At 48.6% G+C, this 15,419-nt stretch carries 16 protein-coding genes; 4 read left to right on the forward strand and 12 right to left on the reverse strand.

Annotation, left to right across the window (positions count from 1 at the left end; all coding sequences use genetic code 11):
- The first annotated feature begins 21 nt into the window (after positions 1-21).
- The gene (locus tag ACO0LC_RS04705) at positions 22-1,482 is read left to right on the forward strand and encodes a diguanylate cyclase (protein WP_423001119.1); all 1,461 of its coding nucleotides are present in this window, start codon (positions 22-24) and stop codon (positions 1,480-1,482) included.
- A gap of 26 nt (positions 1,483-1,508) precedes the next feature.
- Here the strand turns inward: ACO0LC_RS04705 and ACO0LC_RS04710 are convergent, their stop codons facing one another.
- From ACO0LC_RS04710 to mltG, 12 genes are all read right to left on the reverse strand, one after another.
- Positions 1,509-2,219, reverse strand: coding sequence for an ABC transporter ATP-binding protein (locus tag ACO0LC_RS04710; protein WP_423001121.1), 711 nt, complete (start codon positions 2,217-2,219; stop codon positions 1,509-1,511).
- The gene (locus ACO0LC_RS04715; protein WP_423001123.1) at positions 2,216-2,980 is read right to left on the reverse strand and encodes an ABC transporter ATP-binding protein; all 765 of its coding nucleotides are present in this window, start codon (positions 2,978-2,980) and stop codon (positions 2,216-2,218) included. Before ACO0LC_RS04715 ends, ACO0LC_RS04710 begins: the two co-directional genes overlap by 4 nt.
- Entirely contained in the window at positions 2,977-4,263 is a 1,287-nt protein-coding gene (locus ACO0LC_RS04720; protein ID WP_423001125.1) for a branched-chain amino acid ABC transporter permease, read from the reverse strand. Before ACO0LC_RS04720 ends, ACO0LC_RS04715 begins: the two co-directional genes overlap by 4 nt.
- Before the next feature lie 3 nt (positions 4,264-4,266).
- Positions 4,267-5,214 (reverse strand): branched-chain amino acid ABC transporter permease, encoded by a 948-nt coding sequence (locus ACO0LC_RS04725; RefSeq protein ID WP_423001127.1) that lies wholly within the window; start codon positions 5,212-5,214, stop codon positions 4,267-4,269.
- A 92-nt stretch (positions 5,215-5,306) separates the two neighbouring features.
- Positions 5,307-6,542, reverse strand: a complete 1,236-nt coding sequence (locus ACO0LC_RS04730; protein ID WP_423001129.1) for a branched-chain amino acid ABC transporter substrate-binding protein — start codon at positions 6,540-6,542, stop codon at positions 5,307-5,309.
- 106 nt (positions 6,543-6,648) lie between these two features.
- Positions 6,649-8,301 carry a 3-(methylthio)propionyl-CoA ligase gene (locus tag ACO0LC_RS04735; protein ID WP_423001131.1) on the reverse strand — a complete coding sequence of 551 codons (1,653 nt, stop codon included), beginning with the start codon at positions 8,299-8,301 and terminating at the stop codon, positions 6,649-6,651.
- 267 nt (positions 8,302-8,568) lie between these two features.
- A complete protein-coding gene (locus tag ACO0LC_RS04740) occupies positions 8,569-9,474 on the reverse strand; it encodes a 23S rRNA (adenine(2030)-N(6))-methyltransferase RlmJ (protein WP_423001133.1) in 906 nt (301 codons plus the stop codon).
- A gap of 82 nt (positions 9,475-9,556) precedes the next feature.
- Positions 9,557-10,060 (reverse strand): GNAT family N-acetyltransferase, encoded by a 504-nt coding sequence (locus ACO0LC_RS04745; RefSeq protein ID WP_423001135.1) that lies wholly within the window; start codon positions 10,058-10,060, stop codon positions 9,557-9,559.
- A gap of 5 nt (positions 10,061-10,065) precedes the next feature.
- Positions 10,066-10,455 (reverse strand): PilZ domain-containing protein, encoded by a 390-nt coding sequence (locus ACO0LC_RS04750; protein WP_423001137.1) that lies wholly within the window; start codon positions 10,453-10,455, stop codon positions 10,066-10,068.
- Between the two features lie 20 nt (positions 10,456-10,475).
- Positions 10,476-11,507 carry a DNA polymerase III subunit delta' gene (gene holB, locus ACO0LC_RS04755; RefSeq protein WP_423001139.1) on the reverse strand — a complete coding sequence of 344 codons (1,032 nt, stop codon included), beginning with the start codon at positions 11,505-11,507 and terminating at the stop codon, positions 10,476-10,478.
- Complete coding sequence (gene tmk / locus ACO0LC_RS04760) at positions 11,504-12,151, reverse strand: dTMP kinase (RefSeq protein WP_423001141.1); 648 nt, start codon at positions 12,149-12,151, stop codon at positions 11,504-11,506. Before tmk ends, holB begins: the two co-directional genes overlap by 4 nt.
- Before the next feature lie 15 nt (positions 12,152-12,166).
- The gene (gene mltG, locus ACO0LC_RS04765) at positions 12,167-13,153 is read right to left on the reverse strand and encodes an endolytic transglycosylase MltG (RefSeq protein WP_423001143.1); all 987 of its coding nucleotides are present in this window, start codon (positions 13,151-13,153) and stop codon (positions 12,167-12,169) included.
- A gap of 140 nt (positions 13,154-13,293) precedes the next feature.
- Here mltG and ACO0LC_RS04770 point away from each other — a divergent pair, with 140 nt between their 5' ends.
- The 3 genes from ACO0LC_RS04770 to ACO0LC_RS04780 are packed head-to-tail and all read left to right on the forward strand — an operon-like array spanning position 13,294 to position 15,398.
- Complete coding sequence (locus ACO0LC_RS04770; RefSeq protein WP_423001145.1) at positions 13,294-14,334, forward strand: YgfZ/GcvT domain-containing protein; 1,041 nt, start codon at positions 13,294-13,296, stop codon at positions 14,332-14,334.
- Positions 14,335-14,373: 39 nt separating this feature from the next.
- On the forward strand, positions 14,374-14,661 hold the full coding sequence (locus ACO0LC_RS04775; protein WP_423001147.1) for a DUF4936 family protein: 288 nt from the start codon (positions 14,374-14,376) through the stop codon (positions 14,659-14,661).
- Positions 14,652-15,398 carry an NRDE family protein gene (locus ACO0LC_RS04780; RefSeq protein WP_423001149.1) on the forward strand — a complete coding sequence of 249 codons (747 nt, stop codon included), beginning with the start codon at positions 14,652-14,654 and terminating at the stop codon, positions 15,396-15,398. The genes ACO0LC_RS04775 and ACO0LC_RS04780 overlap by 10 nt, the downstream gene beginning before the upstream one ends.
- The last annotated feature ends 21 nt before the right edge of the window (positions 15,399-15,419 follow it).

Raw genomic sequence — 15,419 nt, forward strand, 5'->3', positions numbered from 1 at the left:
TGACCAGGAGCCTGTGAACTCATGCTGGATACCAGACCTGCGTGGATAGATGAAATAAAGATCGCCGCCATCACTTGCGTCGTCGTACTTTTGGCATGCCTGCTAGGCATATTCAGTCGCTCCATGGGCCATCTGGCAGGCCTATGGCCAGCCAATGCTCTTTTGCTTGGCATGTTCGTACGCTTTCCCTTTCTGAACAAGCCCTGTGGGTGGCTGGGTGCAGTAGCAGCTTATATCGCATCTGAGGTATTGAGTGGTGAAAGCTGGCCAAGCAGTTTATTACTCAGTGCTGGCAATCTGGCTTGTGTCATCGTGGGATGTATGCTGTTTTCATGGTTGGACGCAGGACATCGCCGTTTGAAGCATCCACTGTCTGTGTTATATCTCGCTCTGATCGCCGTTACTTGTGCTGCTACCGCTGGCATAGTGAACACGATCGCTGACTCAGTCCTATCGAATGACAGTCATCTCAAGGCATGGACATTTTGGTCAGTGACTGAATTGGTGAATTTGCTTGCCATTTTGCCTGTCATATTGAGTTTGCCCAATGTTTCAAAATTCAGGATCAATCGACGTCGATCGAAGGATATCTATCGCCTGAAAATCCACAAACTATTGCCAGTTGGTACGCTGTTTGCATCTTTTGCCTTGGGTATCATGCTTGGCGGCCCGGGCGCACTGGCCTTCCCTATTCCGGCGCTACTTTGGTGTGCCTTAAGTTATGGCATCTTCACGACCAGCATAATGACCTTGCTGTATAGCGGCTGGGTATTAATTTCCATGTCCCTGGGCTATCTGCCTATCTCTATCGTCAACATGAATTCACGGTCGATGTTGCTGTCCATACGCACAGGGGTCAGCATGCTGGCGCTGGCACCATTGACCGTAGCCAGTGTCATGGCAGCTCGTGAAGAACTTTTGCGCCATCTTGAGTACATTGCAGAGCATGATGCACTCACTGGTTTATTGAACCGACGCGCTTTTTATGAACGCGCCCTGAATCTGTTAGGCGAGCTTGCGCAGCAAGAAAAACCGGTAGCAGTATTGATGCTGGATATAGACAAATTCAAGGGCGTCAATGATAACTACGGGCATGCTGGCGGCGACCAGGTACTGGTAGCTTTTGCACGCATCGCCAGCTCAAGTTTGCGGGACGTTGATATGCTGGGTCGCATAGGTGGTGAAGAGTTTGCCGCCATATTGCCTAGCTGTGCTCATGAGGAAGCGGACAGGATAGCCCAACGCATACGCGTTAGTCTCGCCAATAAATCCATAGATATAGGTGATGGACAGCAAATCTCTGTGACCGTGAGCATAGGCTGCACTTTCGTCATCCGTGCCGTACAGGATATTGAAGCATTATTGGTAGTGGCTGACAAGGCACTCTATCGTGCCAAGGAAAATGGGCGCAATCGGGTTGAATATCATAATTTTGATGAAGTCAAAAATGACAATGGCCAGACCCCAAGTAAGCAGGCCTGATCATCATTTTAAAAATATCGTTCTTACTATACCTCCAGCCATTCTTTACGGATGTTTTCATTGGCCCGCAGATCGGCTGGCGTGCCTTCAAAAACGATGCTGCCGTGCCCCATGACATACACGCGCTGTGAGATTTCCAGGGCAATGGCGAGTTTTTGCTCCACCAGCAAGACCGATATACCTCGGTTTTTCAGTTCCTTCAAATACTCGGCCACCAACTCCACAATCTTTGGCGCCAGACCCTCTGTCGGTTCATCTATCATGATCAGATCAGGGTCCCCCATCAAGGTGCGGCATAAGGTCAGCATTTGCTGCTCGCCGCCCGACATCACACCTGCCTGGGTATTCCTGCGTTCACGCAGGCGTGGAAACATCTGGTACATATCTTCCATGCTCCAGCGCGGCTTGCTGTCTTTGGAGCGACCAGATTTTTCACCCAGCATCAAATTTTGCTCTACAGTCAGGCTAGGGAAAATGTCGCGATTTTCAGGTACGTAACCCAATCCCCTATGGGCAATCTGGAAAGCTTTCAGACCGATGATTTCTTCACCTTTGAACAAAATGGAACCTGTGGCATCAACCTGCCCCATGGTCGCCTTGACCGTCGTGGAACGACCGACACCATTGCGCCCCAGCAAGCTGACAATTTCACCAGGATGGACTTGCATGTCCACACCATGCAAGACATGACTCTTGCCATAGTAAGCATTCAGATTTTTAATCGTGAGCAAACTCATTCAACCTCCACCGGCGCATGACCACCCAGATAGGCGTCTTTGACTTTTTGATTATTACGAATATTGGCTGGAGTATCGCAGGCGATGACCTCGCCATAGACGACCACGGCAATTTTATCAGCCAGCCCAAAGACCACGCTCATGTCATGCTCTACCATCAGCAGGGATTTACCGACCGTGACTTTGCGTATCAATTCAACTGCCGCATCTGACTCAGAACGACTCATGCCGGCAGTGGGTTCATCCAACAGTATCACATCAGCACCACCAGCAATCGTGATGCCAATTTCCAGCGCCCTTTGCTCTGCATAGGTCAACAAACCAGCAGTCACGTTGCGTCTGCGCTTGAGGCCAATTTGCTCCAGCACAGCCTCGGCTCTTTCATGTGCATCCTTCAAGCCATTCAGCCTGTGCCAAAAAGAATATTTATACCCTAGCGACCACAATACGGCACAGCGCAGGTTTTCATACACTGACAGACGATGGAATATATTCGTGATCTGGAAACTACGTGAGAGCCCACGGCGATTGATTTCATATGGTTTCAGACTGGTAATGCTGTCGCCATTGAGCAGAATATCTCCTGAACTGATAGGGAAGCGGCCAGAAATCAGGTTGAACAAGGTGGACTTGCCAGCACCATTGGGGCCAATGATAGCGAAGCGTTCGCCCTTGGGCACCTGCAGGCTTGCCCCCCGGATGATTTCTGCGCTGCCAAAGGATTTGCGTACTTCTTTTAATTCCAGCGAAAAGCCTGTCATACTTGCACCCTCCGCATTTGCTCTTCAATTTCAGCATTGACTTCACCCCAATGCTGAGAGAAACCACCTTTCAGCCTGATGCAGGCAAAAATACCAAGGGCAATGACAAGCATCGTCATTGTCCACCAAACGCCACTGGCAGTGTCTATGGAAATGCCAAACATTTCTATGACCGCACTTTGAGTAGCCTCCAGTGTGCGCTGATACAGCATTTCTATCGCCAATATGACGCCGGCTGCGGTCACTGCAGCGGCCAGCACCAGTTTCCACATACTGGGCCATACCCGCTTGAACAGGCCGAATTTTGCTACCCGCAAATTCATCATAAGTATGCTGGCAACACCGCCAGGAGCGTACATGACGATCAGGATAAAAAAGACCCCCAGGTATAATTGCCAGGCTTTGGTTAAATCAGACAGCATCACGGTTAGAAACACTCCAAAAATCGCTCCTATCATGGGCCCGAAGAAAAAGCCCACACCACCAATAAAGGTGAACAGCAATACCGCTCCTGATCGCACTGCACTGACATTTTCCGCCGTCACGATCTCAAAATTAATGGCTGACAAACCACCGGCAATACCTGCGAAGAAGGCCGACAGGATTAACGTCATGTAGCGCACCCATTGCGTATCGTAGCCTATGAACTCAACACGCTCGGGGTTATCCCTGACAGCATTGACGATACGGCCCAAAGGTGTTTGCGTGAATGCATACATGCCTATGGTGCTGATGAATAGCCAAAAGGCAATCAGGTAATACACCTGAATTTGTGGACCATAAGTGATACCCAGAAAAGGCTGGCCTATGACGCGATTGGTAGAAATACCTCCCTCACCGCCAAAAAAGCTGGGAAACATCAGGGAACAGGCAAAAACCAGCTCCACCATGCCCAAAGTGATCATGGAAAAAGTGGTGCCTGATTTTTTGGTCGTGACATAGCCAAACAACACACCAAAACACATACCGGCGATACCGCCTATCAAAGGAATCAGCGTGATAGGAAAATGCAAGCTGCCAGCCGCCACCATATTCATGGCATGAATGGCAAAGAAAGCCCCCAGACCGGAATAAACGGCATGCCCAAACGACAGCATGCCCCCCTGCCCCAACAACATATTGAAGGAGAGGCCAAAGATCATGACTGTGCCCATTTGTGAGAGCAGAGACAATGAGCCGCCAGAGCTGAAGATCAAAGGCGCAAGAACCAGCAAGATCACAAAGCTGCCCCAGATAATCCAGCGTGCCAGATTGATAGGCTTGAATACTAAAGGTTTGCTCATCTTTTATCCTTCACGTGTGCCGAGTAAACCTCTGGGCCTGAAAATCAGGATGAGTACCAATAAGAGATAGGGCAAGATAGGTGCGACCTGGGCTATCGTCAGGCTCAACAAGGCATAAGCTGGTGCATTTACCGTAATCACCATCCCCAGTTTGGCAAACATGGTGACAAATGAATAATCAAGCGCCACGGCAAATGTCTGCAATACGCCTATCAATAGCGATGCCACAAATGCCCCCGCCAAAGATCCCATGCCACCAACCACCACCACTACGAAAATAATACTGCCGAGGGTAGATGCCATCCCCGGTTCAGTCACAAAGGCATTTCCCCCGACTACGCCTGCCAAGCCTGCCAGTGCGCAACCACCGCCAAATACCAGCATGAAAACGCGCGGCACATTGTGCCCCAGCGCCTCAACGGTATCGGGGTGAGTGAGAGCAGCCTGAATCACCAAACCTATGCGGGTACGTGTCAATAAGAGATAAATCGAGGCCAACATCAATAGCGCAACCAGCATCATGAAGCCGCGATAGATGGGAAAAGTCGTTGTGTACAAGGTGAACAGGGGGCCATCCAGAGATGCCGGGATAGGGTAAGGCACGGTAGATCTACCCCAGATCAATTGCACCAATTCGACAATCACGTATGAGAGCCCAAAGGTGAACAATAATTCTGGAATATGCCCATATTTATGTACCGAACGCAGACCATAGCGCTCTACCATGGCACCCAGCAAGCCAACGACTAGTGGTGCCAGAAACAAGGCTGGCCAAAAGCCGATTTTAATACTAATGGCATAGGCAAAATACGCACCCAGCATATAGAAGCTGGCGTGGGCGAAGTTGAGTACGCCCATCATGCTGAAAATTAATGTCAATCCGGATGAAAGCATGAACAACAGCAATCCGTAACTGACACCATTGAGCAAAGTGATCAGTGTAAATTCCACAGCGTAGACCCTTTTCAGAAAATTCTTGAACGATCGTACTATTTATAGTTAAAAAAAGAGAGTGCGCATGCTGGCACTCTCTTTTCATGTACTTAGCCTGGTCGTTTCATTTGGCATGAAGAAGGTTGTGATGCAACGAATGCATCTATCTTCTGGTTGGTTTTCCAACCCATGCCGGTATTTTCCTGATCAAATTTGACATCCTTGCCATTGGTTTTTACCCAGGTGGCGATATACAGCGGCTGCTGGATTTGATGATCGACTTTACGCATACTGTCATCGCCATTCAGGCTTTTGAAATTCAAACCCTCAAGCGCCAAGGCCACCTTGCCAGGCTCTATGGATTTGGCCTGTTTGACGGCCTGTCCCATAGCTGCCAGGACAGAGTAAGTCGCCATGGAATAATAGTCATCCTTGTATTTGGCCTTGAATCCTTCAATGATGTCTTTGCCGGCGAAAGTTTCATTGTTGGCATTCCAATAGCCTACATATTTGACACGGTCTATACCTGCAGCACCCATGGCTGTAGGCACGCCAGTAGTTGACGCATAATAAGTGTAGAAATTGGCTTTCAAATCAGCATCTTTGGCAGATTTGATCAGCAAGGCCAGATCGGCCCCCCAGTTGCCGGTAATAACCGTGTCTGCACCGGAAGCCTTGATCTTGGCGACATAAGGAGAGAAATCCTTGACTTGCCCAATAGGGTGAAGATCGTCACCGACGATTTGTATATCAGGACGCTTGCGTGCCAGATATTCCTTGGCTGCACGCGTCACCTGATGCCCAAATGAATAATTTTGGCCTATGATATAAACCTTTTGGATATTTTTGTCTGCCGCCATGAAGGTCGTCAAGGCTTCCATTTTCATATCCGAATTGGAATCAAAACGGAAATGCCAGAAACTGCATTTGCTGTTTGTCATATCAGGATCAACGGCAGCATGATTCAGGTAAATGATTTCTTTTCCTGGATTGCGCTCATTGTGCTTATTGACCGCGTCCAGCAATGCCAGGCCGACACCAGACCCATTACCTTGAGTGATATAGCGAAAACCTTTATCGATGACAGTTTTCAAGACATTCAGCGATTCTTGCGGGCTGCCTTTGTTATCAAAACCAACCACTTCAAACTTGTGTTCCCCCGCCCATTTTTCAGCATTCGCTTTGTCAGCAATATATTGATAGGAATTCAGAATATTTTGCCCAACTGGTGCAAAGGCACCTGACAGTGGATCGATATAGGCGATCTTGATGGTATCAGCCATCACTGCTGGTACGGCGAAGGATAAAGCGACTGCAGCAAGGCTGACACGTAAAGGAAATTTCATTTGTCTCTCTCCGGTATTCTCTTTGTTTGGAATCTAGATTTTTTCGTTTTATCGCTACTTCCAGGGCACATCACAATTCGCGCTGATGGTCCATGCCCTGCTCTTCCTATGCTGTTGGTAGTTTATATTCCTTGAATTGCTCCCTCAGTTTATTTTTCAAAATTTTCCCTGTCGCACCCAAAGGCAGGCTATCGATAAAGACGACATCATCGGGCAACCACCATTTGGCAACCTTGCCTTCAAAAAATTGCAGCAGCTCTTCTTTTGTGACTTCGGCACCTGTTTTTTTGACTGCCAGCAGCAAAGGGCGTTCATCCCATTTAGGGTGAAACACACCTATGCAGGCAGCCTGTAAAATCGCCGGATGCGAAACAGCAACATTCTCCAGGTCTATCGTACCTATCCACTCACCGCCGGATTTGACAACATCCTTGCTGCGGTCAGTAATTTGCATATAACCTTCAGCGTCTATGGTTGCTACGTCTCCAGTGGGGAACCAGCCATCCTGCAGCACATCACCGCCTTCATTTTTGAAATAACTCTGGATGATCCACGGGCCTTTGACCAGCAAATTGCCGTAAGTCTTGCCATCCCAGGGTAATTCCTTACCTACATCATCGACGATTTTCATGTCCACGCCGTACAAGACATGGCCTTGTTTCTGGAGTATGGCTTCTTTCTCTTCTTCCGCCAAATCAGCATGCTTGGCCATCAAGGTGCCAGCGGTACCCAAAGGCGACATTTCTGTCATCCCCCAAGCATGTACCACTTCCACACCATAGGTATGGCGCAAGGTTTTCATCATGGCTGGCGGGCAGGCTGACCCTCCAATCACAGTACGTTTGAAGGTCGAGAATTTCAAGTTATTTTGGGCCACATAGGTCAGCAAGCCCAGCCAGACGGTAGGTACGCCAGCAGAAAAGGTTACCTTTTCTTGCTCAAACAACTCGTAGAGAGATTTACCATCCAGATGCGGGCCAGGGAAAACCAGTTTGGCCCCATTCAAAGGTGCAGAGTAAGGCAAGCCCCAGGCATTCACATGAAACATGGGGACCACAGGCAGGACAGAATCCCGCGCTGATACATTCAAGCCATCGGGCAATGAGGAGCCATAAGAATGCAAGATGGTGGAGCGGTGAGAGTACAAGGCACCTTTAGGGTTACCTGTTGTGCCTGAGGTATAGCAAAGGCTGGAGGCAGAATTTTCATCAAACATAGGCCAGATATAATCATCACTATGAGCTTCGATTAAATCTTCATATGCCATCAGGTTCGGAATTTTGCTGTCGACAGGCAGTTTATCCCTGTCACACATCATGATATAGCCCTTGATACCCGGACAATGTGAGGCTATAGCTTGGACTATAGGCAGGAAGGTCATATCGAACAATAAATACTGGTCTTCTGCATGATTGGCGATATACACAATCTGTTCAGGATGTAGCCTTGGGTTGATCGTGTGTAAGACTGCGCCAGAACCAGAAACTGCATAATAGGCTTCCAGATGCCTGTAGCCATTCCAGGCCAGGGTGGCGATACGATCGCCGAGCTTAACACCCAGCTTGGCAAAAGCATTCGCCAGTTTTTTGGAGCGCTTATGACATTCGTTATAGTTATAACGATGTATATCCCCTTCCACCCTGCGGGAAACAATTTCATTCTTCCCAAAATAACGGTCAGCATGTTCAATGAGACTGGAAATAAGCATGGGCTTGCTCATCATTTGCCCCATTACGGGACTCATAGCATAAGACGACATTTGTTCTCCTGAAATCTGCAGCGTTATCGATTATTTTGGTATTTTGCTAATTTTCTGAATATTATTCTTTATTGATTTTTGTACGACCGTACTAATCCGTCAATCAGTATTTCTTTTGCAATGCACAAAGGATATCTTGTCCAGCTTCAACTTTTTTGTTTCCCCACAAACAAAAATGCGGAAGAAAAGCTCTTCCGCATCGCAACAATCAACAAATTTGCTTTGTCTCGAAAAGAGAGCTTCACTCCCTTTGACGGACACATTCTCTTAACGCTTTCCAGTTGCACCTGCTTCGCCGCACTCAAGTACAAAACCAGCACCCGCATCTTTGCCCAATACTTTGACTAAATAGGGCATGACTTCCTTCAGGGTAGCCAGCAAAGTCCAGGGTGGATTCAAGATAAACATGCCACTGCTATGCAAACCAAAACCATCCGGCGACGGGCCACTGATGGACAAAGTGACGTTTAGCCAGCTATTCGCTTGCAGGCGTTTGAGTTTTTCAGGAAGGGAGCGCGATTCCTGACGCTGTAACACGGGATACCAGACCGCAAAAGTACCAGTGGGGAAGCGTTTTATACCATCCTCAAGGCAGACCTTGACACGTCGGTAGTCATCCTTGACTTCATAGGGAGGATCGATGAGTACCATGCCACGGCGGGATGGTGGTGGCAGTAAGGCCTTCAGGCTTTCAAAGCCATCGCCAGCCGAGATAATGACACGCTTGCCCCTGACCGTCTGGCGCTTGCCCTGTTCAGCCGCATGGTTATCAAGCTTGCGGAAGTTTTCACTCAATATCTTGATTTCGCTGGGATGCAGTTCAAACAGGCGCAAGCGGTCTTGCTCACGCATGACGATATTGGCGCAATATGGTGAGCCAGGGTAGTAACGCATTTTACCGCTGGGATTGAGGCCCTTGATCAAATCCATATAGGAAGCCAAAGCCTCGGGGATATCTTTCCTGTCCCACAAAGGGGCTATACCAGTTTCAAATTCCGCATTTTTACTGGCATAGCCACTATCCAGTGCATACAAACCAGCACCTGCATGGGTGTCGATATAGGTATACGCCGTATCTTTTTGGCCCAGATAATCAAGCAACTGGATCAGGACAAAGTGTTTCAAAACGTCGGCATGATTACCGGCATGAAAGCCGTGGCGGTAGCTCAGCATAATAAAATCTTTCAAAAATGGATAGGCAACCTGCCATAGGCAAGTCACCCGAAATGGTAGCAAGCGAAAATGAAAAGCTAGTTCAGGCTACCCGCTTGCCGAGTATGATCAAATCGCGCTCTATGCCATCCAATGTCGCTACCCGTGGCATATTTGCCCAGGTCGCAAAATCAAATGCAGCAAATAACTTCAGACTAGGGACATTATGACCAAAAATAAAGCCTAGCAGAGTGTGAACCTTGATTTTAGGTGCATGGGCAATAGCCTGATTCAGGAAATAACGTCCCAAACCCTGACCACGTGCTGCTACATGCAAGTAAATAGACAATTCGGCAGTGCCTGAATAGGCAGGCCTGCCATAAAAATTTGAAAATGATAACCAACCTATGATCTGGCCATGTTGCTCGCATACCCAGAGCGGTCGTGACTCAGGCTGATGTTCATGAAACCAGGCATGACGCGACTCTACCGTCACCGGCTCGGTATCTGCGGTGACCTCACGAGAATCAATTGTGGAGTTATAAATCTCCACGATTTGTGGCAAATCCTCAAATTGAGCCAGTCTATGCGTAAATTCTGCAGCCATCTTCATCAAATCGTATGCGTGGCCCGGGAAGAACGTACTGCCGCGCCTAGCAATTCTTCTACACGCAAGCGTATCCTGGTGCCGCTTTCATCGTCCGGGAAATGTACACCTATGCCTTGCGACTTGTTATTACCAGCACCTGCAGGAGTGATCCAGGCCACCTTGCCAGCGATAGGGTATTTATTGGGGTCATCCAGGAGTGTCAAAATCAGATAAATCTCCTCACCCAGGCGATATGTCTTGTTAGTAGGCACAAAAATACCGCCATGCTTCAAGAAAGGCATGTAGGCTGCAAACAAGGCAGCTTTTTCTTTAATTGCCAGTGATAACACCGAAGGCCGATTCGGTGAAGGCATATTGAGCGGAGCACTAGGGTCTGCTGGTAAATCTGACATGTTCAGGCTTTCTCAATTCTTTAATCAAATAGTGCTGAGTATTCAAGCAGCATGTCTTCCAAAAATAATTTGGCCGACAAAGGATGGCTGGCTATCGCCTGTCTTTCATTGCAATTTTTGATGAATTGCTGCAAAGCTGACTCATCAACCTGCATGGACAAGGCTTTCAACTCTTTCTCATAGCGAGGATGATACCGGATTCTGCCACTTTGTTTATAGGAAAATATATCGTAGAGCCAACGTTGTAGCCAGCCAACGACGACGGGCATTTCCATTTTCTGCATCTTGTCTGCTGCTTTGAGGCTGAGTTCTGTACCTGGCTTGCTCAAAAAACGAATAAATTCATCGAGGTCAGCACGCAAATCTGAATGCGCCATATCCATAGCTGCCAAAGGAGCACCGCCCTGCTGTGCAAGCCAGACATCGGCGTCCTTGATCCCTTGTTTTTGCAACCATTCCAGGGCGACAGCAGCATCAGGCAAGCCCAGACCAAACTTGTGGCAACGCGACAAGATCGTTGGCAACAACCTGTCTATGCTATTCGAGACCAGAATGAATACCGTATTGGCATTGGGCTCTTCCAGCGATTTCAGCAAGGCATTTGCCGCTGGCACATTCAGCGCCTCGGCTGGATACAAGACGATGACGCGCCTACCGCTGCGATGGGTGGAAATATTCATGAAATCCGACAAGGCCCGGATTTGGTTGATGACGATTTCCTTGGAAGGTGCTTTACTGGCCTTACTGGTTTTAGCAGCAGGTTCCGCCTCCTCTCCTGCTGGTGCGTCTTCTTCATCCAGTAACTCTGGCCTGACGCGACGATAATCCGGATGGCTGTATTGTGCAAACCAGCCGCAGGACCCACATTGCTGACAGGCGTGCCCACCCTGCCCTGGGCTTTCGCAAAGCAGGGATTGCGCCAAATGCTCGGCAAACACAGTTTTACCTATGCCTTGTGGCCCATGCAATAAAAAAGCATGGGGCAAGCGCTGTCCCAAAGCCTGTATTTGCTGCCAGGCTTCTTCTTGCCAGGTATAAAGTGGGTGTCTCATATCACTGCATGCGCCGATTTCAGCAAGTCGTCGATCAAGACATCCAGCTGCAAACGAATTGCCTCTATGCTTTGCGTGGAGTCTATGATTCTGAAACGCTGTGGAAATTCTGCAGCCCTGCGCAGGTATTCACTGCGGGTAGCGGCGAAGAAATCGGCTTTTTCCTGTTCAAACTTGTCCAGATCACGTGTAGCATCCAGGCGGGCACGTGCCACTTCCAGAGGTACATCGAATAATAGCGTCAGGTCTGGCTGCAAATGCGGATGTACCCATTGTTCCAAGGCATTGAGTTTATCCAGCGATAAATTCCTGCCACCACCCTGATAAGCAAAGCTGGCATCGGTGAATCGATCTGAAATAACCCAGTCCCCCCGAGCGAGTGCAGGCTCTATGACTTGCGCGATATGTTCACGGCGCACGGCAAACATCAATAAAGTCTCTGTTTCCAGATGCATTTTTTGCTTTAAAAGCAATTCGCGCAAGGTCTCACCCAGCGAAGTGCCTCCTGGCTCACGGCTGCAAATGACTTTTACTCCATACGCTTGCAGTCTGTTTTGCAAACGCTCTGCCACATAGGCGATATGGGTGGACTTACCTGCACCGTCTATGCCTTCAAAGCTGATAAATTTTCCTGTGTGCTTCATTCTTAATTTTATTAATTAGCGTTGATACTTGTTCACTGCGCGATTATGGTCATTCAGGTTATCTGAAAACTGGCTGGTGCCATTACCACGCGCCACGAAGTATAAAGCATCACTGCGTGCTGGCGCCAAAGCCGCAGAAATCGATTCCATGCCAGGCAAGGCAATCGGCGTGGGCGGCAAGCCAACGCGTGTGTAGGTGTTATAGGGAGTATCGGTCAGCAAATCACGTTTATGTATCTTGCCCTGATAGCTCTCGCCCATACCATAAATAACGGTTGGGTCGGTTTGCAACAGCATACCCGTACGCAGGCGATTGACAAAGACCGAGGCTATCATAGGGCGCTCGGATTTTTGCCCGGTCTCTTTTTCTATGATGGAAGCCATGGTCAGCGCTTCATAACGATTCTTGTAGGGCAAGCCATCTGCGCGTTTTTTCCATGCGTCATCGAGTTTTTTCAACAATAGGCCATGCGCCTGCTGATATAGCTGGACATCGGTACTCCCCTTCGCAAAACGATAGGTGTCAGGAAAAAACAGTCCTTCAGCTTGCGGAAAATCAGGTGTGATCTTGCGCATCAGCTCAGTTTCGCTCAAACCCTGGGTTTCATGTTTGATTGCTGGATGTGCGTCGACCAGCTTGCGCATTTGCTGAAATGTCCAACCTTCTATGACTGCCAGGCTGGCCATGGAAAAGTCACCATTGACAATCTTATTGAGTAAATCAACGGGAGTTTTGCCTGCCTCTATCTCAAAAGACCCTGCTTTCATGCGATTAGCCTTGCCAAGTGTGCGTGCCAGTGCTTCTAACAGCAATGGTTGCACTGGCACCCCGGCCTCATAGACCTGACGCGATGCAGTACGTACGCTGCTACCTGGTTTAATGGTAAATTCCCGCGCTGCGCCCTCGCTGAAAATAGGGAGTTGCATCCAGTAATAGAAGCCACCACCTGCGGCCAGCGCAAGTAAAATCAATAATACAAATAGTTTTTTTATGAAACCCATGTAGGCAGCTTAATCAAAATTGAGGGAGTTCTGACGAGATTTTGCAGACACTACTATAATTCGCCTGAACAGGTGCAGGCGGTATTGTAAAGCCAGCGCAGACATTAAGCGAATCAGCAAATAAGAGTGAGTATATCAATATGACGTGGGAAGACTTTTTATCCAACCAGGGCGCATCGCTTGAAGACTTGAGCACTTCCGGTTTCGTACCGCATTGGCAGTCAGATGCCCTGCAGACAGGATTTATTGCTCCTTTGACCGATCTTGGCCTGATTCGTGTCACTGGTGAAGACGCAGCCTCATTTTTGCATAATCAATTAAGCAACGACGTTGAGCATTTGGGTGCTAGTGAACTGCACCGCGCTGCCTATTGCACTCCCAAAGGACGTATGCTGGCCAGCTTTGTGTACTGGAGAGATGGTCAGGATATTATCCTGCAGCTATCAAAAACCATACAAGCAACAGTACAGAAACGCTTGCAAATGTTTGTTTTACGGGCCAAGGCCAAATTACACGATATCAATGCTGAATACGTCGTTTTGGGGCTGGGCGGAACTGCTGCCTCAGCAGCACTGCAAGAATGGTTCCCCGAGCTGCCATCCAAAGTTGACAAAAAGCTGAGTAATGAATATGGCAGCCTGCTGCGCATGGTCGATGCCAATGATGCACCGCGTTATCAATGGATAGTACCGCTGGAAATTGCCCAGCAAGCCTGGCCAAAATTAAGCACCGAGTTAAAGGCCGTGAACACCAGCGCTTGGCGTGTGACTGAGATTCAGGCGGGCATTGCCATCGTCATCGCCAGCACACAAGAGAAGTTTGTCCCTCAGATGATCAATTTTGAACTCATAGGTGGTGTGAATTTTAAAAAAGGTTGCTATCCAGGCCAGGAAATAGTCGCACGCAGCCAATATCTGGGCAAACTCAAGCGCCGTATGGCAATAGCATTGGTGCACGCGAAAAATGTAGCAGCAGGAACAGAAGTATTTAATAGCGATGATGTCAGCCAGCCTTGCGGCATGATCGTTAATGCAGAACAACATCAGGAAGACAGTTCGCTGGTGCTGATAGAAATGAAGCTGGCCGATCAGGAAAGTGGTCAACTGACCTTGGATTCGGCCACTGGCGCAGCAATAGAATTGCTTCGTTTGCCGTATGAGATTACCGATATTACGCAGTAATTATACAAATTCGCGAAATAAAGAATCAAAGACAGGCATATGAATTGTTATATCTATTTTAAAGCTGCCGCTGATAAAGAAGCTGAAGTGCTGCAACAAGAACAGTTGTTGCAAAACCTGATGCATCAGGCTAACCAGCAAAGGCCAGGCTTGCAGAGACGTCCAACGGAACAGGATGGCATGCATACCTGGATGGAAGTTTATCATCAGGTCGCGTCTGATTTTGAGCAACGTCTAGAGCTGGCTTATGCACAAACTGGATTGCAGCAATTACAGTCTGGTGAGCGACATATGGAATATTTTATGGATGTAAACTTATGTGCCTGATCGTCTTTGCCTGGAAACTGATACCCTGCACACCTTTTGTGTTTGCTGGTAACCGTGATGAATTTTATGATCGGCCATCTGCAGCAGCTGATTGGTGGCAAGACAACCCCAGAATATATGCGGGGCGCGACTTGCAATCTGGTGGCACCTGGCTGGGTATGAGTACACTGGATGGCGCAGATAGCCTGACCAGCAAATTTGCCGCGATTACCAATATCCGCGCACCTTCCGAAAGACGGGAAGATGCCCCATCGCGCGGCGAACTGGTTGCCAATTATCTTAAGAGTGATATGAGCGCGCAAGAGTACATTGCCAGTATTCGCGATACCGTCGCGGACTATAACGGTTTCAATTTACTGATCGGTGATAAGGAAGACTTGATCTGGTTTTCCAACCGCAATCAGGATGATGTACGCAATGGCCAGCCCCTCCCCCCTGGCATCTATGGCATTTCGAATGCCTCGCTGGATACCCCCTGGCCTAAAGTCGTCCGTACCAAGGCAGAATTTGCCAGCATGATATGCCAGCGCGCCCCGGTAGATGCCTATTTTGAAGTGTTGGCCAACACCACCCCCGCCCCCGATTGCCGCTTGCCTGATACTGGTATTTCTTTCGAGATGGAGCGCTTATTGTCCTCGCCCTGCATAGTCTCACCCAATTATGGCACCAGAGTTTCTACGGTAGTCAAAGTTCACAAAGACTATCCGGCGGAATTCCATGAAAAGCTGTTGCGCTGAGTAGCATTCAATATCTGGCCT

This window comes from Undibacterium sp. JH2W, from assembly GCF_049340425.1.
Classification (GTDB): domain Bacteria; phylum Pseudomonadota; class Gammaproteobacteria; order Burkholderiales; family Burkholderiaceae_D; genus Undibacterium.